This window comes from Bradyrhizobium sp. USDA 372 (genome assembly GCF_053629095.1).
This window is the reverse complement of sequence record NZ_JBRJHR010000001.1, coordinates 7790263-7812023: the sequence shown is the minus strand read 5'-3', so window position 1 is coordinate 7812023 and position 21761 is coordinate 7790263. Positions and strand designations below refer to the sequence as shown.

General features: G+C 63.5%; 22 protein-coding genes and 1 pseudogene. 6 read left to right on the top strand and 17 right to left on the bottom strand.

Annotation, left to right across the window (positions count from 1 at the left end):
• Positions 1–5 precede the first annotated feature (5 nt).
• From AB7M16_RS36360 to AB7M16_RS36340, 5 genes are all read right to left on the bottom strand, one after another.
• Positions 6–659, bottom strand: a complete 654-nt coding sequence (locus AB7M16_RS36360; RefSeq protein WP_453946951.1) for a tetratricopeptide repeat protein — start codon at positions 657–659, stop codon at positions 6–8.
• Between the two features lie 165 nt (positions 660–824).
• A complete protein-coding gene (locus tag AB7M16_RS36355; RefSeq protein WP_453946949.1) occupies positions 825–2417 on the bottom strand; it encodes a class I adenylate-forming enzyme family protein in 1593 nt (530 codons plus the stop codon).
• A gap of 143 nt (positions 2418–2560) precedes the next feature.
• Positions 2561–3145 carry an NnrU family protein gene (locus AB7M16_RS36350; protein ID WP_453946947.1) on the bottom strand — a complete coding sequence of 195 codons (585 nt, stop codon included), beginning with the start codon at positions 3143–3145 and terminating at the stop codon, positions 2561–2563.
• 68 nt (positions 3146–3213) lie between these two features.
• Entirely contained in the window at positions 3214–3789 is a 576-nt protein-coding gene (locus AB7M16_RS36345) for a hypothetical protein (RefSeq protein ID WP_453947319.1), read from the bottom strand.
• Between the two features lie 249 nt (positions 3790–4038).
• Positions 4039–5661: a peptide chain release factor 3 gene (locus AB7M16_RS36340; RefSeq protein ID WP_172786423.1), complete on the bottom strand. Its 1623-nt coding sequence runs from the start codon at positions 5659–5661 to the stop codon at positions 4039–4041.
• A gap of 174 nt (positions 5662–5835) precedes the next feature.
• Here AB7M16_RS36340 and sugE point away from each other — a divergent pair.
• Positions 5836–6149: pseudogene (gene sugE / locus AB7M16_RS36335) on the top strand (quaternary ammonium compound efflux SMR transporter SugE).
• A gap of 45 nt (positions 6150–6194) precedes the next feature.
• On the opposite strand, the gene AB7M16_RS36330 reads toward sugE, so the two are convergent.
• From AB7M16_RS36330 to AB7M16_RS36295, 8 genes are all read right to left on the bottom strand, one after another.
• Positions 6195–7232 carry a hypothetical protein gene (locus AB7M16_RS36330; RefSeq protein ID WP_453946945.1) on the bottom strand — a complete coding sequence of 346 codons (1038 nt, stop codon included), beginning with the start codon at positions 7230–7232 and terminating at the stop codon, positions 6195–6197.
• A 75-nt stretch (positions 7233–7307) separates the two neighbouring features.
• On the bottom strand, positions 7308–8312 hold the full coding sequence (locus tag AB7M16_RS36325; protein ID WP_453946943.1) for an anion permease: 1005 nt from the start codon (positions 8310–8312) through the stop codon (positions 7308–7310).
• Between the two features lie 9 nt (positions 8313–8321).
• Complete coding sequence (locus tag AB7M16_RS36320) at positions 8322–8966, bottom strand: DUF47 domain-containing protein (RefSeq protein ID WP_166816744.1); 645 nt, start codon at positions 8964–8966, stop codon at positions 8322–8324.
• A 155-nt stretch (positions 8967–9121) separates the two neighbouring features.
• Positions 9122–10090 (bottom strand): branched-chain amino acid ABC transporter permease, encoded by a 969-nt coding sequence (locus AB7M16_RS36315; RefSeq protein ID WP_172786420.1) that lies wholly within the window; start codon positions 10088–10090, stop codon positions 9122–9124.
• Position 10091: 1 nt separating this feature from the next.
• Positions 10092–10955, bottom strand: a complete 864-nt coding sequence (locus AB7M16_RS36310; protein WP_036000843.1) for a branched-chain amino acid ABC transporter permease — start codon at positions 10953–10955, stop codon at positions 10092–10094.
• A 75-nt stretch (positions 10956–11030) separates the two neighbouring features.
• The gene (locus AB7M16_RS36305; RefSeq protein WP_260383390.1) at positions 11031–12251 is read right to left on the bottom strand and encodes an ABC transporter substrate-binding protein; all 1221 of its coding nucleotides are present in this window, start codon (positions 12249–12251) and stop codon (positions 11031–11033) included.
• A 55-nt stretch (positions 12252–12306) separates the two neighbouring features.
• Positions 12307–13053, bottom strand: a complete 747-nt coding sequence (locus AB7M16_RS36300) for an ABC transporter ATP-binding protein (protein WP_212257518.1) — start codon at positions 13051–13053, stop codon at positions 12307–12309.
• Complete coding sequence (locus AB7M16_RS36295) at positions 13046–13801, bottom strand: ABC transporter ATP-binding protein (protein WP_172786417.1); 756 nt, start codon at positions 13799–13801, stop codon at positions 13046–13048. Before AB7M16_RS36295 ends, AB7M16_RS36300 begins: the two co-directional genes overlap by 8 nt.
• Positions 13802–14138: 337 nt before the next feature.
• Between AB7M16_RS36295 and AB7M16_RS36290 the strand changes: the two genes are divergently transcribed.
• Complete coding sequence (locus AB7M16_RS36290; RefSeq protein ID WP_453946941.1) at positions 14139–14786, top strand: hypothetical protein; 648 nt, start codon at positions 14139–14141, stop codon at positions 14784–14786.
• Between the two features lie 3 nt (positions 14787–14789).
• Here AB7M16_RS36290 and AB7M16_RS36285 read toward each other — a convergent pair whose 3' ends face one another.
• On the bottom strand, positions 14790–15149 hold the full coding sequence (locus tag AB7M16_RS36285) for an ArsC family reductase (protein ID WP_172786415.1): 360 nt from the start codon (positions 15147–15149) through the stop codon (positions 14790–14792).
• A gap of 106 nt (positions 15150–15255) precedes the next feature.
• Here AB7M16_RS36285 and AB7M16_RS36280 point away from each other — a divergent pair, with 106 nt between their 5' ends.
• On the top strand, positions 15256–15627 hold the full coding sequence (locus AB7M16_RS36280) for a tRNA-binding protein (RefSeq protein ID WP_453946939.1): 372 nt from the start codon (positions 15256–15258) through the stop codon (positions 15625–15627).
• A 7-nt stretch (positions 15628–15634) separates the two neighbouring features.
• Here AB7M16_RS36280 and AB7M16_RS36275 read toward each other — a convergent pair whose 3' ends face one another.
• Both AB7M16_RS36275 and AB7M16_RS36270 read right to left on the bottom strand, forming a co-directional pair.
• The gene (locus AB7M16_RS36275; RefSeq protein WP_453946937.1) at positions 15635–16339 is read right to left on the bottom strand and encodes a glutathione S-transferase N-terminal domain-containing protein; all 705 of its coding nucleotides are present in this window, start codon (positions 16337–16339) and stop codon (positions 15635–15637) included.
• Between the two features lie 75 nt (positions 16340–16414).
• Complete coding sequence (locus AB7M16_RS36270; RefSeq protein ID WP_175424029.1) at positions 16415–16561, bottom strand: hypothetical protein; 147 nt, start codon at positions 16559–16561, stop codon at positions 16415–16417.
• 164 nt (positions 16562–16725) lie between these two features.
• On the opposite strand from AB7M16_RS36270, the gene AB7M16_RS36265 reads away from it, so the two are divergent.
• Positions 16726–16929, top strand: a complete 204-nt coding sequence (locus AB7M16_RS36265; protein WP_453946935.1) for a hypothetical protein — start codon at positions 16726–16728, stop codon at positions 16927–16929.
• Positions 16930–16935: 6 nt separating this feature from the next.
• On the opposite strand, the gene AB7M16_RS36260 is transcribed toward AB7M16_RS36265, so the two are convergent.
• Positions 16936–17607, bottom strand: a complete 672-nt coding sequence (locus AB7M16_RS36260) for a DUF429 domain-containing protein (protein WP_453946933.1) — start codon at positions 17605–17607, stop codon at positions 16936–16938.
• Positions 17608–18773: 1166 nt separating this feature from the next.
• On the opposite strand from AB7M16_RS36260, the gene AB7M16_RS36255 reads away from it, so the two are divergent.
• Together AB7M16_RS36255 and AB7M16_RS36250 are read left to right on the top strand one after the other, a co-directional pair.
• Positions 18774–20099: a TROVE domain-containing protein gene (locus AB7M16_RS36255; RefSeq protein ID WP_453946930.1), complete on the top strand. Its 1326-nt coding sequence runs from the start codon at positions 18774–18776 to the stop codon at positions 20097–20099.
• 108 nt (positions 20100–20207) lie between these two features.
• The gene (locus AB7M16_RS36250; RefSeq protein ID WP_453946929.1) at positions 20208–21548 is read left to right on the top strand and encodes an RtcB family protein; all 1341 of its coding nucleotides are present in this window, start codon (positions 20208–20210) and stop codon (positions 21546–21548) included.
• The last annotated feature ends 213 nt before the right edge of the window (positions 21549–21761 follow it).

The window sequence follows — 21761 nt, the reverse complement described above, 5'->3', positions numbered from 1 at the left end:
CGTCGTCAGCTTTTGGCGACGGGTGGCAACAAAGCCTGGAGCGCCTCGGCGCGCGAGCGCAGGCCGGGCGGCGTTTCGCCGTCTCCGTCAATCGCCTCGAGCCATTTGCGGGCTGCGGTCATGTCGTTGTTGCGCCAGGCCGACAGCGCCAGCATCTCGCGGGCGCTGTGGCGGAAGGTCGATTTGGGCGCGGCGGAAGCTTCCAGCCGCTGCTGCATGTCGGCGTAGCTGGCGCTGTCGAGCACGAGGCCGGCGGCGCGGATCTTGGCCAGATCCTGCCACTCACCGCCAATGCTGCGGTCGGCGGCAATGTCGTCATACATCTTCGCGCCCGCCTTGGGATCGCGGCTCGCGGCCTCGGCCGCAGCGCGCAGCCGCGCCAAGGTGCGATAGCCGGACGGCGCCTTGGCAGCGAGCTCGGTGAACGCCTTCTCGGCGTCCTCGTGCTTGCCCTGCTCGGACAGCTCGACGGCCTTCTCGAAGACGGCGCCGGCCTCGGCGGCCTTCCTGGCCTCGAAATATTGATAGGCGCGCCAACCGCCGACGGCGGCCACGACCAGCACCATCAGGGCGATGAAGTAGATCGAATACCTGTCCCACAGCTTTTTGAGCTGTTCGCGACGTACTTCCTCGTCGACTTCGTTAACGAATTCAGACACTTATGCTAATCCCATGCCCGTCCGGGTGCGCGCGCCAAGGCGTTCGCGTCAGGAATCCCGTCCCCGCGTGGCGGCGAGGTAGCCTAACGATATGGCGGTGGCAAGGCAAAGCGAGCCCGATCAAGGCGTTAACCACCCGGGACAGCCCGGATGCCGCTGCCCGGCTCAAGCTCCCAGCAGCTCCCGCAGCTGCCGCTTCAGCACCTTGCCGTTGGCGTTGCGCGGCAGCGGGTCTGCCGTGATCGCGATGGTTTCGGGAACCTTGTAGTCGGACAGGCGCTCGGCGCACCAGGCGCGCAGGTCCGTATCGGCCACCGGCTGTCGCGTCACCACCACGGCGTGGACGCGCTCGCCCAGCACCGGGCAGGCCTTGGCGATGATCGCGCTCTCGACCACGGCGGGATGGCCGGCGAGCACGGATTCGACCTCGGCCGAATAGATCTTCAGGCCGCCGCGATTGATCATGTCCTTCTGCCGGTCGAACACGCGAACGAACCCTTCCGCATCGACCGAGCCGAGGTCGCCCGAATGCCAGAATCCGCCCGTGAAGCTTTCGGCGGTGGCCTTCGGATTATTCCAGTAGCCCCTGATGACGGAGGCGCTCTGGATCCAGAGCTCGCCGATCTCGCCGGGAGGCAGCTCGCGTCCGTCCGGGCCCATCACCACGATGCGCGCGCCGGGGCACGGCAGGCCGACGCTGTCGATGTGGCTCTCGGTCAGCTCGCCCGGCATGATCGTCGAGGGCGAGGTCGTCTCGGTCGCGCCGTAGCAGTTCATCAGCTTCAGGCCGGGAATGTTCGCCTTGAGCTTCTCGATGGTGGCGACCGGCATCGGTGCGCCGCCGAAGCCGCCGATGCGCCAGCTCGACAGATCGTAGCCGTCGAAATCGGGCTGGAGCAGGCAGAGATTGTACATCGCCGGCACCATCACCGTGTAGGTCACGCGCTCGCGCGCGGCGAGCTTGAGGTAATCGGTGGCCTTGAACTCGGGCATGATGATCAGCGTCCCGCCGCAGCGGATCATGGTGGTGATGTTGGCGACGACGCCCGTGACATGGCCGAGCGGCACCGCTGCGATCGAGCGATCGGCCTCCGTCAATTGCAGGCAGGACACGAACACCATGGAGGAATGGACGATGTTGCAATGGGCCAGCATCGCGCCCTTCGGCTTGCCCGTGGTGCCGGAGGTGTAGAGGATCATCGCGGTGTCCTCCTCGCCCACCTCGATCGGTGCCACGGCCGGCGGGTTGTCGGCGAGCCCTGCGAAACGCGACAGAGCCGGATCATCGGCGACGGCGATGCGATGGATCACATCGGGCACATCATGCGCATCGGGCAGCCGCTCGGCGAGCGCGGCTTCGTGGATCAGGATCTTGGCACCACAATCGGCGAGCACATAGGCGATCTCCGGCTTCTGCTGGCGTGTGCTGAGCAGCACGGTGACCAGCCCCTCATGCGCGGCGGCAAACAGCAGCAGCGGAAATTCGATGCGATTGCCGAGCAGGATCGCAACACGATCGCCGCGCTGCAATCCAAGCTTGCGAAATCCCGCAGCGATCCGCGCGGCCTGCTCCACCGCGTGGCCCCAGCTCAGGCGGACATTGCCGCAGATCAACGCTTCGCCCTCGGCATTGCGGGCGCAGGCGTCCGCGATCATCGCCCAGAGGCTCGATGGCCGATCGCAAAACGCCGGCACCACCCGATCGCCAAAGCGCGCCACGAGCCGCATCGGCGGGATCTGAGATTGCGACCAGTCCATCGGGATGCCCTCGGCTTGTTGCTCTTGTTATCTTCTTATCTTCCGCGCATGGACATCCGGGTTTCGTCTTGTGCTGACCAGCTGACTTAATTCTTGCGCATGATCTTATCGGAAAACCGCTGCACACTTTTCCGGATCATGCGCTAGACCCCGATCACGGGCACACCGATCACGACCGGATGGAACGCGAAGGCCAGGGCCAGATAGGCGACCACGCCGACCGCGACCGCGATCAGATCGTTGGTGACGCCGCCGACCGGAATCGGCGGGCCGCCGGCGTCGGTGCGAGCTTTAAGCGAGATGCGGTCATAGACCGCCCAGCCAAGGAACGAGCCGAACAGGATGATGGAGCCGAGATCGCCATTGGCCAAAAGATGCGCCGCGGCCCACAGCTTGATGCCGGCCAGCATTGGATGCTTCAGCGTCGCGTAGATGCGGCCACGCATGTAGGACGCCACCACGAGGATGACTGCAGGCAGCATCAAGGCCAGCGTGATGTGCTTCATCGCCTTCGGCGGATACCAGACGTCGATCCAGCCGGAGCTGCGGTAGTGGGCATAGCCCCAGATGATCAGCGCCAGCCCTGCCAGCGAGACCGCCGAATAGACCAGCTTGTAGGTCCCCTCGCCCAGCCTCGCGATCGCCTGCGCGCGTGACTCTCGTTTGGTTGTGAAAACATGGGATGCAAAAAACAGCACCAGCCCCAGGATCATGATCAGCAGACCCACGACACCCTCCCCGCAAAGCAGCCCCCGGCTCTGAGGTATCATCGATTGGCTGCCGCTCGCAACTCGCGCTACTTGCCGAGCTCCCGATTGTCGACATAACGGATGGCGATGGGTCGCCCGGCCAACGCCCCGCCAAGACCGCTCGTGAACTTCAGCGGCAGGCAGGCCTTCAGCGATGAATTGATCGCGTTGAGATAGGTGGTTCGGATATCCGCCGGCACACCCGCAGTCGCGTATGTGAGGCGCGGCGGGCCGATCAGGCCGCCGGCCTTGTTGAAGCTGAAACGCACCGACATCTGCATGCCCGTGCGCGCACGGTCCGGCGGCGACCAGCAGCTGCGCAGCGCGGCGAAGAGGTCGCCGATCGTATCGAGGTCGTGATCGGGCTTTTGATATTTGGCGCGATCAGCTTCCGCCGGCACGCTTTCGACGGTGAGTTGGAGGTTCTGGCCGTAAGGGTAATCGATCTCGGGAATGCATGGCCCGGGTTCGAGCGGGCTGCAATAGGACGGCGTGCAGGGCTCGCCGTCGAGCACGCTGCAAGGCTCGTGCGCGAACGGGATCGGATTGATCTGGCGCGGCCGTGCGTCGACGACGATCGTTGAGATCGTCAGCAGGATCAGAACGAGAATGCCGCGCCACATGGAGTGAGCTCGCAAGGTCACGAGAAAAGTGGCGCTGTCCATGAACGCGTCAAGTCCGCGCGCGTTCACATGCTCGCGTTCAGGCACGCTGTCGTCGCCCGGCTTGACCGGGCGACCCAGTACTCCGAGACGGTAGTGGCTGAATCGACAGGCCGCGGCGTACTGGATGCCCCGGTCAAGCCGGGGCATGACAGCGGAGGGTGTGCTTGCGCAGCGGGTATGTGGCCGCCCAGTGGAGGGCGCGCCGCCCTACCCCTTCTTCTTGACGTCCTTGACGTTGCTGAACTCGATGCCCTCGGCCCGCTCCCGGGTGTAGCCGAGATAGAACTCGTTGCGGGCGAGATAGACGGGATCGCCGTCGACGTCGTCGGCGATGCTCGAGGTGTTGGCGGCGATGAAGGTGTCGAGCTTCTTGCGGTCCTCCGAGGAGACCCAGCGCGCCAGCTGGAACTCGCTGACCTCGAACTCGACCGGCAGCGAATATTCCGCCTCGAGCCGCGCTTTGAGCACGTCGAGCTGCAGCGCGCCGACCACGCCGACCAGCGCCGGGGCGCCATCGCGGGGGCGGAACACCTGCACGACGCCCTCTTCCGACATCTGCTGCAGCGCTTCCTTCAGCTTCTTCGCCTTCATTGCGTCGGTGAGACGGACGCGGCGCACGATTTCCGGCGCAAAGCTCGGCACGCCGACGAAGTTGAATTCCTCGCCTTCCGTCAGCGTGTCGCCGATGCGCAGCGTGCCGTGGTTGGGAATGCCGACGACGTCGCCGGCGAAGGCCTCGTCCGCGACCGAGCGATCCTGCGCGAAGAAGAATTGCGGGCTCGACAGCGGCATGCTCTTGCCTGTGCGCACCAGCTTCGCCTTCATGCCGCGGCTGAGCTTGCCCGAGCAGAGGCGCGCAAACGCGATGCGGTCGCGGTGGTTGGGATCCATGTTGGCCTGGATCTTGAACACGAAGGCGCTCATGCGGGGATCGGTGGCCTCGACCTTGCGCTGGTCGCTGTCCTGCGCGCGCGGCTCGGGCGCGAACTTGCCGAGGCCTTCCAGGAGGTCGCCGACGCCGAAATTGCGCAGCGCACTGCCGAAATAGACCGGCGTCAGATGGCCCTCGCGAAACGCTTCCAGCTCGAACGGCTTCGACGCCGCGGTGACGAGCTCAAGCTCGTCCTTCACGGCGGAGACGTCGAGATTGGCGTTGAGCTTGGCCAATTCCTCGATCGCGATCTGCTGCGCCGCGCCGGTCTTGGCGCCGCCGCCTTCGAGCAGGCGCACGCCGCCATTGACGACGTCATAGGTGCCGAGGAAGTCGCGGCCGCGGCCGACCGGCCAGGTCATCGGCGTGGTGTCGAGCGCCAGCGTCTTCTCGATCTCGTCGAGCAGCTCGAACACGTCGCGGCTCTCGCGGTCCATCTTGTTGATGAAGGTGATGATCGGGATGTCGCGCAAGCGGCACACCTCGAACAGTTTTCGGGTGCGCGCCTCGATGCCCTTGGCGGCGTCGATCACCATCACCGCGGAATCGACCGCCGTCAGCGTGCGATAGGTGTCTTCCGAAAAGTCCTCGTGGCCCGGCGTGTCCAGAAGATTAAAGACGAGGCCTTCGAACTCGAAGGTCATCACCGAGGTCACGACCGAGATGCCGCGTTCGCGCTCGATCTTCATCCAGTCCGAACGCGTGTTGCGCCGCTCGCCCTTGGCCTTGACCTGGCCGGCGAGATTGATGGCGCCGCCGAACAGCAGCAGCTTTTCGGTCAGCGTGGTCTTGCCGGCGTCGGGGTGGGAGATGATCGCAAAGGTCCGCCGCCGCGCCACCTCAGCGGCAAGCGGGGAACGGGCCGGCGATTCGGCTGTGGTGGTGGCGATGTCGGACATGGCGGGAGCGTGTGGCAGGGAAAACGGGCCTGATCAAGCCTCATTTGGTGATTGCGGGGACTTCCGGCCAGCCCCATATCGACGCGTGGATATATCAGTCTTGGGGGAGGACGGCCTTCCCCGCCCATCAGCACCTCAGCCGCGGGGACGACCCTGCCTTGATGGAGGGTCGTCATGGCCTGGAGCATCCTATTCGTCGCCGGTCTTCTCGAGATCACCTGGGCGATCGGCCTGAAATACACCGAAGGTTTCAGCAAGCTTGTTCCGTCCGCGGTCACGCTGGCGGCCATGGCCGGTAGCGTCATCCTGCTCGGACTTGCGCTCAAATCGTGCCCGTCGGAACCGCCTATGCGGTCTGGACCGGCATCGGCGCGGTCGGCACGGCGACGCTCGGCATTGTCCTGTTCGGCGAGCCGGCCACGGCCTTCCGCCTCGCCAGCATCGGCCTGATCGTCGCCGGCATCGCGGGGCTGAGATACGTTACTTAGTCAAAAAGGCAAATCGGTCAAATAGTTACGTAACGACCTCGATTGCTAGCGAGGCAGTGTAACGACGAATTGCCAAATCTTTTCGTCCAGAAAATTAGTCGGGCCTTCCTTATCGGCAGCCAATTTCAGCATTTCGACCAAATCGTCGTTCGACAGCAGAAGTATGAGCTTTCCCGACTCGCGAAGAGCGCCTTGCGCGGCGCGCTTGCATCCTTCGTCCGGTCCCTTCCGTGACAGCAAGAAGCAGACGGTCCGCAGTGCGCCTGAGAACAGATATCTCTCAGTTGAATACACTTGATCCGCGGTTATCAGGTCTTCGTAGTCCTTGCACTCAAATAGGACCGATCTTGTTCGAAAGTCATTTCTAATAGAATCCCAAAACGAATTTCCCGATCTTATTCGACAAATGAAGTCGTAGCGATTGCCCCCATCCGACGTCTGCGCTTGCTTTTCGAAGCCATAGAGGTCCGGATCAAAGAGAAATGTGACGGTCTCCTGGCATAACTCCTCATATTCGCGAGGTGTCAGGCCTCCCTTTTCCTTATGACGCGCCAACTTGGCGATGAGTCGATCAGCCTCTGATTGACGCGTTACCGTAATTTGCAGGGATTCATCAGGCTCGTCGGTCGTGTCATTGCCTCTCGACGATTGGACTGCTCTCTGCTTCTCGCCGAGAAGTTTCTCGAGCCTCTTTGAGAGGTCTGGATGTGCTTGCGACTTCTGTCGCAGAACTTCCAAGTCCCATACGTTTGCTCCGAACACGTCCAACGCAAATTCTTTAGCCTGTGTTGTAGCTTTTCCGAGCACTGCGATAATAGGTTTGTCGTAGCTAGCCAACTCGACCAGCGGACGTAGGCGAACTATCTTTTGCTTGATCAAACTCAACGGAACCAATCGATCGTAAAACATAACTTCGACCGGAGCACTCACACCGTCACGTTCAATCGTAAGGTCAACCTGAACTCCAGCAATGAGAATGTTCTGACTGACGCTATATCCCAGGCGCCGAAACAGATCTGCGGTCCAATCTTCCGCGGGGAAACCGAGACGAGTCATGCTGCTCCATGCCGATGTCCTTGTCATCGCATCTCATCCTATAAATCGGTCGAGGACGATCTTACTTGGACTGTAAGCAACAAAGCACCGTTGCGATAGTTCTCACCGCAAGATCTGGACCACCCACCAGGTCAGCGCGGCCACGATGGCCGAGGCCGGGATCGTGATCACCCAGGCATAGACGATCGAGCTGGCGACGTTCCAGCGCACCGCCGAGACGCGGCGGGCGGCGCCGACGCCGACGATGGCGCCTGTGATGGTGTGGGTGGTCGAGACGGGAACCCCGAGATAGGTCGCCATGAACAGCGTCGCCGCGCCCCCGGTCTCGGCGCAAAAGCCCTGCATCGGCGTCAATTTCGTGATGCGCAGGCCCATGGTGCGGACGATGCGCCAGCCGCCCATCAGCGTGCCCAGCGCCATCGCCGCCTGGCAGGACAGCACCACCCAGAACGGCACCGAGAAGTCGCTGCCGAGATGGCCCTGCGAATAGAGCAGCACCGCGATGATGCCCATGGTCTTCTGCGCGTCGTTGCCGCCATGGCCGAGCGAATAGAGCGAGGCGGAGGCGAATTGCAGGATGCGGAAGGCGCGGTCGACCGCGAACGGCGTCGAGCGCACCGACGCCCAGGACACGATCGCCACCAGCAACATCGCGAGCAGGAAGCCGACCAGCGGCGACAGCACGATCGCCAGCACGGTCTTGGACAGGCCGCTCCACACCGCGGCGGAAATGCCGGCCTTGGCCATGCCGCCGCCGACCAGCCCGCCGATCAGCGCGTGCGAGGACGAGGACGGAATGCCGAGCGCCCAGGTCACGAGGTTCCAGACGATGGCGCCGACGAGCGCCGCGAAGATCACCTGGGCGTCGACGACCGCGGGATCGATGATGCCGGTGCCGATGGTCTGGGCGACGTGCAGCCCGAACACCAGGAAGGCGATGAAATTGAAGAAGGCGGCCCAGAACACCGCGAATTGCGGCCGCAGCACGCGGGTCGAGACGATGGTCGCGATCGAATTGGCGGCGTCGTGCAGGCCGTTCAGGAAGTCGAACAGCAGCGCGACGGCGATCAAGCCGACCAGGACGGGAAGACCCAACGCGGCATCCACGGCGAGGCCCTATACTTGCTCGATGACGATGCTGTTGATTTCGTTCGCAACGTCATCGAAGCGGTCGGCCACCTTCTCGAGATGATCGTAGATCTCGACCCCGACGATGAAATCCATCGCATTGCCGTCGCGATGCTTGAGGAACAGCTCCTTCAGGCCGATATCGTGGAGATCGTCGACCCGGCCCTCCAGCTTGCCGAGCTCTTCCGTGATCGCGGTCAGCATGGCGACGTTCGGACCGATCGACTGCATCAAAGGCAGCGCGCGTCCCACCAGATTGGCGCATTCGATCAGGAGTCCGCCGATCTCGCGCATCGGCGGCTCGAAGGCGCGCACCTCGAACAGCATCACGGCCTTGGCTGTCTGCTGCATCTGGTCGATGGCATCGTCCAGAGAGGTGATCAGGTTCTTGATGTCGCCGCGGTCGAACGGGGTGATGAAGGTGCGGCGCACCGCCGTCAGCACCTCGCGGGTGATGTTATCCGCGTCGTTCTCGAACTGGTTGACGCGCTGGCAATAGACCGGCGTCTCCTCACCTCCATTGAGCATGCCCTGCAGGGCGATTGCGCCCTGGATCACGGTCTGGGCATGTCGGTCGAACAGGTCGAAGAACCGTTCTTCCTTGGGCAGGAACGCACGAAACCATCGCATCATGGGGATTGGCTACCGGTTGAAAATGGTCAGGCCCGCGAGGGGCTGTCATAAAACTGTCATAGACCATTTTCGATCCGCGCGCGTCATCTCACGCCCGCGGAGCCGGATCATCCACCGCTTTCCTGCACCATTGAAATTGGTGCAATATCAGCCGCTTAGAGCGACCGCCGGAAGTAATGCGCGATTTCGCCGATGACGCCGCGGCGGAAGGTGAGCACGCAGACCACGAAGATCGCGCCCTGGATCACCGTCACCCACTGGCCGAAACCCGCCAGATATTGCTGCATGGCGATGATCACGAAGGCGCCGACCACGGGACCGAAAATGGTGCCGAGCCCCCCGACCAGGGTCATCAGCACGACCTCGCCCGACATCGACCAGTGCACGTCGGTGAGCGAGGCGTTCTGCGCCACGAACACCTTCAGCGCGCCGGCAAAGCCGGCGAGCGTCCCCGACAGGACGAAGGCCAGGAACTTGTACTGGTCGGTGCGGTAGCCGAGCGAGATCGCGCGCTGCTCGTTCTCGCGGATCGACTTCAGCACCTCGCCGAACGGCGAGTTGATGATGCGGAAGATCAGGAGGAAGCCGGCGAGGAAGCCGACCAGCACGACATAGTACAGCACCGTCGGCTTGGAGAGATCGAGCAGGCCGAACATGCGTCCTTGCGGGATGCCCTGGATGCCGTCCTCACCATGGGTGAACGGGGCCTGGAGATAGATGAAGTACAACAGCTGCGACAGCGCCAGCGTGATCATCGAGAAATAGATGCCCTGGCGGCGGATTGAGATGTAGCCCGTGATGATCGAGAGCACGAACGCCGCGGCCACGCCGACGAGAATGCCGAGCTCCGGCGGCAGCGCCCACACTTTCAGCGCATGCGCGCTGCAATAGCCGGCTGTCCCCAAGAACATGGCGTGGCCGAACGACAGCAGGCCGCCATAGCCGACCAGCAGGTTGAACGCGCAGGCGAGCAGCGCAAAGCACAGCGCCTGCATCACGAAGAACGGGTAGAGGCCCGTGAACGGCACCGCTGCCAGCAGCAGCGCCATCGCCACGAACACGGTCATCTCGTCGCGCATCGCGCGCGGGGTCGTCGGCAGCGTGTCGTCCGTCAGGGTTGTCATCTCAGGCCGCCCTTCCCGTCAATCCCGTTGGCTTCACCAGGAGCACCAGCACCATCAGCACGAACACGACGGTGTTGGAGGCCTCGGGGTAGAAATACTTGGTCAGGCCCTCGATCACACCGAGCGCGAAGCCGGTGATGATGGAGCCCATGATCGAACCCATGCCGCCGATCACGACCACCGCGAACACGACGATGATGAGGTCGGCGCCCATCAGCGGCCGCACCTGGTTGATCGGTGCCGAGAGCACGCCGGCGAGCGCGGCAAGACCGACGCCGAGACCGTAGGTGAGCGTGATCATGCGCGGCACGTTGATGCCAAAGGCGCGCACCAGCGTCGGATTTTCGGTGGCGGCGCGCAGGTAAGCGCCGAGCTGCGTCTTCTCGATCAGGAACCAGGTCGCGAGGCACACCGCCAGCGAGAACACGACGACCCAGCCGCGGTAGATCGGCAGGAACATGAAGCCGAGATTCATGCCGCCCCTGAGCTGGTCGGGAATGGCGTAAGGCAGACCCGAGGAGCCGAAATAGTTCTGGAACACGCCCTGCACGATCAGCGCGATGCCGAAGGTCAGGAGCAGGCCGTAGAGATGATCGAGCCCGGTCAGCCATTGCAGCATGGTCCGTTCCAGGATCATGCCGAAGATGCCGACGATTATCGGCGCCAGCAACAGCGCCCACCAATAATTGATGCCGCCGAGGTTCAACAGGAAATAGGCGACGAAGGCGCCCATCATGTAGAGCGCGCCGTGAGCGAAATTGATGATGTTGAGCATGCCGAAGATGACGGCAAGCCCGAGGCTGAGCAGCGCGTAAAACGAGCCGTTGATCAGTCCCACCAGTAGCTGAGCGTAAAGAGCCTGCATCGATCCCGCACCCGGTCCCTTTTATTCCTCAACAACAGGCCGGCGCCGTTGCGCACCGGCCTGCATCGTTCACCGTTACTTCTTCACCAGAGGACAGGCGCTTTCCGACAGCGGCCGGAAGGCCTGGTCGCCGGGGGTCGTGCCGATCAGCTTGTAATAGTCCCAGGGCGCCTTGGATTCCTCGGGCTTTTTGACCTCGAACAGATAGGCGGGATGTAGCTTGCGGCCGTCCGCACGGATCGTTCCCTTGCCGAACAGCGGATCCTCCGTCGGCATCTCCTTCATCTTGGCGACCACCTTGGCCCCGTCATGCGGGTTGCCGCCCATCGCCTCCAGCGCCTTGAAATAATGCAGCAGACCCGAGTAGACGCCGGCCTGCACCATCGAGGGCATCGCCTTGTTCTTCATGCGCTCGGAGAAGCGCTTGGAGAACGCGCGCGTACCGTCGTTCATGTCCCAATAGAAGGTCTCGGTGAAGTTCAGGCCCTGCGCCACCTTCAGACCGAGCGAGTGCACGTCGGTGATGAAGAGCAGCAGGCCCGCAAGCTTCTGGCCGCCGGAGACGATGCCGAACTCCGCTGCCTGCTTGATGGTGTTGGTGGTGTCGCCGCCGGCATTCGCCATGCCGATGATCTTGGCTTTGGAGGCCTGCGCCTGAAGCAGGAACGACGAGAAGTCGGCAGTATTCAGCGGATGCTTGACATTGCCGATCACCTTGCCGCCCGACTTCACCACGACCGCGGCGGTGTCGCGCTCGAGGGCATGGCCAAAGGCGTAGTCCGCGGTGAGGAAATACCAGGTGTCGCCGCCCGCCTTCACCAGCGCCTGCCCGGTGCTGTTGGCCAGCATATAGGTATCATAGACCCAGTGGACCGTGTTCGGCGAGCATTGCGCGTTGGTGAGATCCGACGTCGCCGCACCTGTGTTGATCAGGATGGAATTCTTCTCTTTGACGATGTTGTTCACCGCCAGCGCAACGCCGGAGTTCAGCACATCCATGAAGATGTCGACCTTCTCGACGTCGATCCATTGCCGGGCAATCGTGGAGCCGATGTCGGGCTTGTTCTGATGGTCGGCGGAGATCAGGTCGAGCTTCCAGCCCTTGGCAGCGAGCCCGGAATCCTCGATCGCCATCTGTGCGGCGACGGTCGAGCCAGCGCCACCGAGGTCGGCATAAAGTCCCGAATTGTCGGTCAGCACGCCGATCTTGATGTTCTTGTCCTGCGCGACCGCGCCACCTGCCGCGCCGAGCGCCAGGGCCGTCCCGAGCAACATTGCCGAAATGCCGTGCTTCATAATCAGCCTCCCAATATTCCTTTGATAGTTACTCTCGATCGTCCGCCCTGCTCGGCTACACACCGAGATAGGTGTGGAGCTTGTCCATGTTGGCGGCAAGCTCGGAATTGGAAAATCCGTCAATGATCTTGCCGTGCTCGACCACGTAATAGCGGTCGGCGACGGTGGAGGCGAAGCGGAAATTCTGCTCGACCAGAAGGATCGTGAAGCCCTCCTTCTTGAGCCGCGCAATGGTGTGGCCGATCTGCTGGATGATGACGGGCGCGAGGCCCTCGGTCGGCTCGTCCAGCATCAGGAAGCTCGCGCCGGTGCGCAGGATGCGCGCGATCGCGAGCATCTGCTGCTCGCCGCCCGAGAGCTTGGTGCCCTGGCTGTTCAGCCGCTCCTTCAGGTTCGGGAACAACTCGAAGATCTGCTCGAGCGACAATCCGCCTTCACGGATCACCGGCGGCAGCATCAAGTTCTCGCGGACGTCGAGACTGGAGAATATGCCCCGCTCTTCCGGGCAGAAGGCGATGCCCATACGCGCGATCCTGTCGGAGGTCGCGCGGATGATCTCCTGGTTGTTGAACTTCACCGAACCGGCACGCTTGCCGATGATGCCCATGATCGACTTCAGCGTGGTGGTCTTGCCGGCGCCGTTACGCCCGAGCAGGGTGACGACCTCGCCCGCATTCACGTCGAAATTGATCCCGTGCAGGATGTGGGACTCGCCGTACCAGGCTTCGAGGTTGCGGACTTGCAGGATGTTCCCGCCGGTCGCAGCCTTGGCCGGAGCCTCGGCGATCGCAGTGTCAGGCATGACCGGCTCCCAAGTAAGCTTCCTTGACGCGCTCGTCCTTGGTGAGCTCTGAGTAATGGCCCTGCGCGAGCACCTGCCCGCGCGTCAGCACGGTGATGATGTCGGAGAGGTTGGCCACGACGCTCAAGTTATGCTCGACCATCAGGATGGTGTATTTCGCGGAGATGCGCTTGATCAGCGCGGCGATCTTGTCGATGTCCTCGTGGCCCATGCCGGCCATCGGCTCGTCGAGCAGCATCATCTCCGGGTCGAGCGCGAGCGTGGTTGCGATCTCGAGCGCCCGCTTGCGCCCATAGGGCATCTCGACCGCGGGCGTATTGGCAAACTCGCTGAGGCCGACGTCGCTCAAAAGCTCGCGCGCGCGATCGTTGAAGCGGTTGAGCACCGACTTGGAGCGCCAGAAGTCGAACGAGGAGCCATGCTGGCGCTGCAGCGCGACGCGGACGTTCTCCAGCGCGGTGAGATGGGGAAACACCGCCGAAATCTGGAACGAACGGACCAGCCCCATGCGGGCCACATCCGCCGGCGCCATCGCGGTGATGTCCTGCCCCTTGTACAGGATTTTCCCGGCCGACGGCTTGAGGAACTTGGTCAAGAGATTGAAGCAGGTCGTCTTGCCGGCCCCGTTCGGGCCGATCAACGCATGAATGCTCCCACGGCGAACCTTGAGCGCAACGTCGCGGACGGCGAAGAAGCCCGCGAACTCCTTGGTCAAGCCTTCCGTTTCGAGAATGAACTCATCGGCCAAACAGTTTTCCCCCTGCCCGCGCGGCGCGTGGCTGTCCTTGTTGCTTCGGCTGTCCGGAGGACTTGCAGCCCACCGGGGCGCCGCCTCCGGGCGCGGAATATGCCGGAGGTGACGGGGGTTAGGCAAGGCGGAAAGCTGAGCAGGTCAGGCCTTCGGCTGGGATACAAATGCTCCCTTAGTCGCAGAGGTCGATGTCGTGCCTGCCCGGCCTTCCCGGTTCGCAAGGCACCGGCCATCAAGCCGTCGTTAACGGTCTTTCGTCTCCCGCGCCAGCCTTCATCAATAATTTCCCCGCAAGCCCGATCATGCGCGGGTTTTCACGTGCGGAGAAATTGCTTTGGATTTTGCAAGCGCGGCTCCCTCCGTCGTCAAGTCGATCCGGCAGCGCGATCTCCTGAACACGTGGCTGCGACTTTATGCGCGTCAGCAGATCGTTCCGGCGATCTGGGAGTATCAGCCCGCACGGCTCGAGGAGGAGCTGTCGGATCTGATCTACTATACGGTGGAGCTTTCGACGCCGACGCCGCGTCTCGTCATCCAGAGCGAAGGCACGCGCATCTCGCGCGCCTATGGGCATACCGGCAAGGGCGTTTCGCTCGATGACTATGTCGGACCTCGGCTCGCACCCTACGTGGTGCCGGTCTATCTCGAATGCGTCGCGCGCGCCCTTCCGGTCTACAGCGTTGCCGACGTCGACGACACCTATGGCCGCATCGTCGCGTATGAGCGGCTGCTGCTGCCGTTCCTGACCGACGGCAGAGTCAGCCACGTCATCGCGTCAGTGAAGACCTTCTGCGAGGACGGCGGCTTCGAGATCAAGAATCTGATGCGCGGAAATGACGCGCTGCCGCGCCCGAAGCTGCGGGCCGTGATCGACCGCGAGCTGTTTCATCGCGCCCCCGGCCGCATCGCACCCGCCGAGACGGTCGAGTTCGCGGACCAGCCGGGCCCCGCTATTTCCAACGAGATCATCGAGCTGAACTAGCCGTCAGCGCGCCTTGCCACCGACCTCCTTGGCATAGATATCCGGCTTGAAGCCGACCAGCAGCTTGCTGCCGATTTCGAGCACCGGCCGCTTGATCATCGATGGTTGCGCTAGCATCAATGCCAGCGCCTTCTTCTCGGTGAGGCCTTCCTTGTCGGAATCGGGGAGCTTCTTGAAGGTCGTCCCGGCGCGATTGAGCAGGGTCTCCCAACCGACCTTGTCGGTCCACTGCTCGAGCCTGTCCTTCTCCACACCCGCGGCCTTGTAGTCGTGAAACGCGTACGCCACGCCATGGGCATCGAGCCAGGCGCGGGCCTTCTTCATGGTGTCGCAGTTCTTGATGCCGTAGATGATGGTGGGCAAGACAGTCCTCGCGCATGGCGTATCGGTGATGTGCGTGGCGTTGTACGAAACTCCGCGTCGCGCGACAATATTGCGGCACGCGCCAACTCTTTAAACGGACATCACCATGCACGTCACCCACGATCCCGCCGCAGCCGCCGCACCGACCATCGATTTCGACACTTTTCTCGCGGTCGACGTCCGTGTCGGCACCATCGTCGACGCAAAACCGTTTCCGGAAGCGCGCAAGCCGGCGTGGCGGCTGTGGATCGATTTCGGCCCCGCCATCGGCGTGCGCAAGAGCTCGGCCCAGATCACTGAAAACCACCCGCTCGAAACCCTCGTGGGGCAACAGGTCGCGGCCGTCGTCAATTTCCCGCCGCGCCAGATCGGCCCGGTCGTCTCCGGGGTGCTGACGCTCGGCTTCCCCGATGCCAACGGCAAGGTCGTGCTGGTGCAGCCGAGCAAGCCGGTGCCGAACGGCGGGCGGCTGTTCTAGGGATGGCCTACGGCCGCTGCGGAATGTTCAATCCGCGTTGCACCGCCGGACGCGCAAGCCCGCGCTCGAGCCAGTCACCGACCGCCCTGAACTGGGTGAACTCGACGAGATCGCCGGCGCCATAAAAGCCGATGAGATTGCGCACCCAGCCGAGCATGGAGATGTCGGCGATGGTGTAGTCATCGTCCATGAACCATTGCCGGCCGGCGAGATGCACATCCATCACGCCGAGCAGGCGCTTGGCTTCGGCGACGTAGCGGTCGCGGGGCCGTTTGTCCTCGTAATCCTTGCCGGCGAATTTGTGGAAGAAGCCGACCTGGCCGAACATCGGCCCGACGCCGCCCATCTGGAAGTGCAGCCACTGGAGCGTCTGATAGCGCCGCGCGGCATCCTGCGGCAGCAGCTTTCCGGTCTTTTCGGCGAGGTATTGCAGGATCGCCCCGGATTCGAACAGCGGCAGCGGCCTGCCGCCGGGGCCGTTCGGATCGAGGATCGCCGGGATCTTGCCGTTCGGATTGAGCGAGAGGAATTCGGCCGTCTTCTGATCGTCCTTGCCGAAATCAATGAGGTGGACTTCGTAAGGAAGCCCGATCTCCTCCAGCATGATCGAGACCTTGACGCCGTTCGGCGTCGGCAACGAATAGAGCTGGAGTCGTTCGGGATGCTTGGCTGGCCAACGCTTGGTGATGGGGAAGACGGACAGATCGGACATCGGGACCTTTGCATGGACTGAGGCGTGCTCAATCTAGGCAAGATACCGCAGTGCGCAAGTGACTTCCGGCTGTGCTTAGGGCGGCAGCGTCGCCATCGCTACGATCGGGGGCTTTGCTTCACGCTGCAGCCGAGATTCGATGAACCGTTGACCCGTGATCAACAGCAGGGCCGTAAAGGCGATCGCGAGCATCGCGGTCGCCAATTGGCACACGTCGTACATGGCATGATGTCCCTCGACAGCCTCTGGCGTAGAACGTCGGCTCAGGCGCCACGTTCCAGGCGGCACTAATATATTGCTATTTTTTCCCGATCTCGCTGCGAAGCGATCGTGCTGTTCCGGCGGCTTGCGCAGGGACCAATGGCTCCCTCGCGCGTTGTCGCTCGATGAACATCGAGAAACGCGCCCTGCTCGACCACGCTGAACGCTGTCGCCGCGTCGCGAACGATCTCGAGCACAGCAAAGCCGCGCAACGGTTGCGGACGATGGCCGACGAGTACGAATCGCGAGCAACGAGACTGGACGACGAGGGCGGCTCATATCCAGACCCCGACAGCCGCGGTCACCTCGAAGGCGAGGTCGAGGGCTGATCGCCGTCAGAAGTTGATCTCCATCCGCAATCCGCGCGGATCGGTCCTGCCGTCGCCAACGGATTGCGCGCTGTCGCGCGCTGCGACGGCGCAGGCACAGGCGTCGATGAGGTCGTCGCGACCGATCCCGGTGCCGTGGCAAAGCGTGAGCCATCTCTCGACCTCAGTGAAGCCGCGGTCTCCCAGCAACGCGATACGCTGCTCTCGCCCCCGCGGCGAGGTCTTCGGTTCGAGCCGCACGCGCCCTGCCAGATTCCAGAAGATCAATTCCGGATGCGCTTCGCCGATCGTCGCCTGCCGCGCCGGCGTCATGGCCTCATCGACTTCCCTGATCTTGTCCCTGATATTCCAGAGCTGCGCCGACACGCCCCTGCCCTCGCCTTCGTGCTTCCAGTAATGGCGATTGGCCGCCGCCAGGTCCGGAAAGGTCCAGAGGTCGCGGCGCGCGCCCAGAAACACGGCAGGGCCGATCAGCTCCCGTGCGCGCAAATCGCAGGCACGATAGCCGCTCACGTTCAGTCCGATCGGCATGTCGATCATCGCGCGGGCGTGCGGCAATGCGAGCAGACGCGTCAGGCTAGGCGAATAATCGAAGCCGTGATCGCCGCGCGCGTCGATCCACGCTGCGACCCAGCCGAAACGAAATCCGTCGAGCCCCAAATAATTTTGGCAAGTCATGCGTCCGTCAATTTCAGTTTCCGCACGCGTCTCGCTTGACATCCGCAAGTTGCGGGCGTATGTCCCGCGCCCTCGCAAGCACTTCCGTTTGCGACAGACACCATGAACCGAGCGATGTCGTACCGCTACGAAAGAATTGTCCGCACGCCGAATAGCCACAAGCTATTCGATTGCGCATGCCCGGCTCATGGGAGCGATCTTGCCTGACCGCAAGATCGACAGTCCGCTTCTCACGGACCCTCCCGAGCCTGCCGCTCCGGAGGGTTTTTTGTTGCCCGCCGCGCGGCCCAACCGAACAACCCGGCAATGGCCGGAACGGGAGACCCGGATCCCGGGCTCGCGCTGAGAAGGCGCGTGTCCAAGTGCGCGGGGCCTGCCGGAGGGAACGAGGCGATGAGCCGGACACCGATGGCAGAGCGAACCCTTCAGGGTTCGCAACATGCGGCGCGTCGACAGCGCCGCGATCGAATTTTTGTAACTCGGTTTGCCGCGAGTGGTCGCGGCTCAACCGACGCTGGTGGTGAGGATATCGAATACTTCACACGATGGAAGAGCGGGCTCGAACTTCGCCTTTGACTTACGCGCTCTGCGCTATTGTCACAGGTGGAGGACACTTGGTTGCCATCCCAACAAGGCGATATCGCCCGTTCCCCAGCGTACCCATCAACGGCCGATGCGAAGGCGTCGGCCTGGCGGTGGTGAAGATGTCTGTTACTTCGTGGTGAAGGCGCGAAAGCGCCGAGCAGGTTCGAACCCTGCGCGCCGAAAGGCGGATCGCCCGCAAGGGCAGCAACAGCATCGCCCGTTCCCCGCCAACCCCATCACGGTCCGTGGTGAAGATTTCTGTTACTTTGCCTGCAACGCGAGAGGTCGCGGGTTCGAATCCCGCCCGGTGTTCCATGCACCGGTAGCTCAGAGGATAGAGCGCTTTCCGGCGAGCTTCGGCTCGCTGGGTACAGCAATCGCCTGTTCCCGGATCGTGTCCTTAGCCACCGCCGGTGGTGAAGAGTGCTGTTACTTCGTGATCACACTGTCGAAGGTTCGACTCCTTCCGGACGAAAGTCCGTAGCTCAGCGGTAGAGCATGTGGAGCCCCTCGTGGGCAGGACAGCCTCGCCTGTTCCCCGGCACCATTTCATGTCCCCGTCAACCCAAGAGGAGGCCGTCATGGTCAGGCTCAACAAGATCGTTCGCGCCTTCACGCGGGAGGGCGCGCGTGCAAGGCGCTTCACGCCCGAGATGGAGCTGAAGCGGGCACTGATGAACTGCCTCCTGTGGGAGGACCAGTTCTATGAGGACGGCGTTGCGATCGCCGACCGCATCAAGGCCCTCGTGCCAAAGGTCGCGCCGGAGCGCGTCGCGCAGCTTGCGATCGAGGCCCGCGAGGTGATGAAGCTGCGGCACGCACCGCTCCTCGTCATCCGCGAGATGGCGCGGAACGAGAAGCACCGCGGCCTCGTCGCGGACACGCTCGCTCAGGTGATCCAGCGTCCCGACGAGATGACAGAGCTGCTCGCGATCTACTGGGCCGATGCGCTGGGGCCGATGCAGCAGCGCAAGCGCCAGCCGGTCTCGGCGCAGGTCAAGAAGGGTCTTGCCCGCGCGTTGACCAAGTTCGACGCCTATCAGCTCGCCAAGTGGGACCGCGACGGCGCGGTGCGGATCAGGGACGTGCTGTTCCTGGTGCACGCCAAGCCGAAAGACGCCGAGCAGGCCAAGGTGTGGAAGCAGCTCGTCGATGGCGAGCTCGCCTCCCCCGACACCTGGGAAGTTTCGCTCTCGGCCGGCAAGGACAAGCGCGAGACCTTCGAGCGGCTGATCGCCGAGCGAAAGCTCGGCGGCCTCGCGCTGCTGCGCAATCTGCGGCTGATGCAGACTGCGCAGGTCCCGCGCGAGACCATCGCAGGCGCGATCGAGGCGATGCGGACGGATCGTATCCTTCCCTACCGCTTCATCACGGCGGCACGCTATGCGCCGGACTTCGAGCCCGAGCTCGAGGCAGCGATGCTCAAGTCGGTCAAGGACCATGTGCGGCTTCCGGGCCGTACCCGGCTCCTGATCGACGTGTCGGGCTCGATGTTCGCGACGCTCTCCGCGCAGTCGGAAATGACGCGCGCGGAGGCGGCGTGTGGCCTTGCGATCCTCGCGCGCGAGATCTGCGACGAGGTCGAGATCTTCACCTTCTCCGACGGGGTGGTGAAGGTCCCTCCCCGCCGCGGCTTCGCGCTTCGAGATGCGATCATCGACTCGCAGCCGCATAGCGGAACCTGGCTCGGCAAGGCGGTGGCGGAGATCGACCGCAAGGGCGATCGCCTGATCGTCTTCACCGACGAGCAGAGCCACGACCAGGTGCCCGAGCCCAAAGCGCGCGGCACGATGGTGAACGTGGCCTCGTATCAGCACGGTGTCGGCCACGGCGCCTGGACCCGCGTCAACGGCTTCTCTGAGGCCGTGGTCGCGTGGATCGCGGCGTCGGAGACGGCGTTGAACTGAGCGCAACGACAATGGCCCCGGACGCGAGCCGCGCCCGCGGCCAGCAAATCTCTGAAATGAACCGCCCGCCCCGTTATGGCGCGCGCGGAATGACAAGGACCTAGGACCATGCGACGACCCGATCCCTACATGGAACGCGCCCGCGAGCTCTGCCTCGCCGCCGGTGTCGATCCCGACTCGCGCGTCGGCGAAGGACGCGGCCAGCCGGCCTGGTGCCTGTACAAGGACGCCGCGCGCAAGGAGCATCTTGCCCGCGAGGCCAATGCGACCGCGAGCTCGATCGCCGAGTTCCGGACGCAGGACGCCCGCTTCCAGAACGCGCCCCTGAAGGTGTTCGGCCCGCACGAGGATGCGACGATCGCGCAGATGCGCAACTGCATGGCGATCGGCAACGTCGTCTCCGGCGTGATCTGCGCCGACGGCCATCTCGGCTACGCCCAGCCGGTCGGCGGGGTCATCGCCTACGAGAAGCAGATCAGCATCTCCGGCGTCGGCTTCGACATCGGCTGCGGCAACATGGCGGCCCGGCTCGACACCCGCTTCGACGACATTGCGGAGATCGCTCCCACGATCATCCGCGACGTCGCCAAGGTGATCTCGTTCGGCATCGGACGTGCCAACGCGGAACGGGCCGAGCACGACCTGTTCGACGACGGCGACGCCTGGCGCGAAAGCGACATGGAGGACTACCGTCAGAAGGCGGTGAAGCAGCTCGGCACGGTCGGATCGGGCAACCACTATGTCGACCTCATGCGCGACGAGGAAGGCTTCGTCTGGATCGGCGTCCATTTCGGCAGCCGCGGTCTCGGACACACCTCCGCGACGCGCTACCTCAAGGCCGCCGGCGGCAAGGACGGCATGAACGTCCCGCCCGCCGTAGTCGACGAGGACAGCGAGCTCGGCCGCCGCTACATCGCGGCGATGCAGCTCGCCGGGCGTTACGCCTATGCGGGCCGTGAGTGGGTCGTCGAGCGTGTCCGCCAGATCATCGGCGGCAGCGTCACCGAGAGCGTGCACAACCACCACAATTATGCCTGGCGTGAGACCCACGACGGCAAGGATTTGTGGGTGGTGCGCAAGGGCGCGACCCCGGCGTTTCCCGGCCAGAAGGGATTCGTCGGCGGCTCGATGGGCGACGACGCCGTCATCCTCGAAGGCGTCGACAGCCCGGAAGCCAAGGCTTCGCTCTACTCGACCGTGCACGGCGCCGGCCGCCTGTTCGGACGACGTGAGGCGAAGCGGCGCTTCTCGCGCGAGGAGATGGACCGTTGGCTGAACGAGCGCGGCGTCACCTTGATCGGTGCCGACCTCGACGAGAGCCCGATGGCCTATCGCCGCCTGCCGGACGTGCTCGCGCAGCACGCCGGCACCGTGCGGGTGCTGCACACGCTGCGGCCGTTCGCCGTCGCCATGGCCGGAGAAGGCGAGTTCGATCCGTGGAAGGATTGAAGCGAAACCGTGGGCGGGAGGCGATGTCTCCCCCCACGTCACTTCATAATTTTCTGAATTCGATCGTCTCTCAAGGACACGCCCGGGATGATCTCCTGATCGACGTAGCGTTGCATCGCCGTCCGTACGGCGGAAAAATCAGGCGTTCTGGCGTCCATGTGCTCCCCCCAATTGTGGTTGGAATCGATATAGCGCGATTTACCGGGATATGAA

Excerpts from the sequence above, each read along its gene's own strand:
- AB7M16_RS36355 (WP_453946949.1), bottom strand. The coding sequence starts at position 2,417 with ATGGACTGGTCGCAATCTCAGATCCCGCCGATGCGGCTCGTGGCGCGC.
- AB7M16_RS36345 (WP_453947319.1), bottom strand. The coding sequence starts at position 3,789 with ATGTGGCGCGGCATTCTCGTTCTGATCCTGCTGACGATCTCAACGATC.
- AB7M16_RS36340 (WP_172786423.1), bottom strand. The coding sequence starts at position 5,661 with ATGTCCGACATCGCCACCACCACAGCCGAATCGCCGGCCCGTTCCCCG.
- AB7M16_RS36330 (WP_453946945.1), bottom strand. The coding sequence starts at position 7,232 with ATGACAAGGACATCGGCATGGAGCAGCATGACTCGTCTCGGTTTCCCC.
- AB7M16_RS36320 (WP_166816744.1), bottom strand. The coding sequence starts at position 8,966 with ATGATGCGATGGTTTCGTGCGTTCCTGCCCAAGGAAGAACGGTTCTTC.
- AB7M16_RS36315 (WP_172786420.1), bottom strand. The coding sequence starts at position 10,090 with ATGACAACCCTGACGGACGACACGCTGCCGACGACCCCGCGCGCGATG.
- AB7M16_RS36310 (WP_036000843.1), bottom strand. The coding sequence starts at position 10,955 with ATGCAGGCTCTTTACGCTCAGCTACTGGTGGGACTGATCAACGGCTCG.
- AB7M16_RS36305 (WP_260383390.1), bottom strand. The coding sequence starts at position 12,251 with ATGAAGCACGGCATTTCGGCAATGTTGCTCGGGACGGCCCTGGCGCTC.
- AB7M16_RS36300 (WP_212257518.1), bottom strand. The coding sequence starts at position 13,053 with ATGCCTGACACTGCGATCGCCGAGGCTCCGGCCAAGGCTGCGACCGGC.
- AB7M16_RS36280 (WP_453946939.1), top strand. The coding sequence starts at position 15,256 with ATGCACGTCACCCACGATCCCGCCGCAGCCGCCGCACCGACCATCGAT.
- AB7M16_RS36275 (WP_453946937.1), bottom strand. The coding sequence starts at position 16,339 with ATGTCCGATCTGTCCGTCTTCCCCATCACCAAGCGTTGGCCAGCCAAG.
- AB7M16_RS36270 (WP_175424029.1), bottom strand. The coding sequence starts at position 16,561 with ATGTACGACGTGTGCCAATTGGCGACCGCGATGCTCGCGATCGCCTTT.
- AB7M16_RS36265 (WP_453946935.1), top strand. The coding sequence starts at position 16,726 with ATGAACATCGAGAAACGCGCCCTGCTCGACCACGCTGAACGCTGTCGC.
- AB7M16_RS36260 (WP_453946933.1), bottom strand. The coding sequence starts at position 17,607 with ATGACTTGCCAAAATTATTTGGGGCTCGACGGATTTCGTTTCGGCTGG.
- AB7M16_RS36255 (WP_453946930.1), top strand. The coding sequence starts at position 18,774 with ATGGTCAGGCTCAACAAGATCGTTCGCGCCTTCACGCGGGAGGGCGCG.
- AB7M16_RS36250 (WP_453946929.1), top strand. The coding sequence starts at position 20,208 with ATGCGACGACCCGATCCCTACATGGAACGCGCCCGCGAGCTCTGCCTC.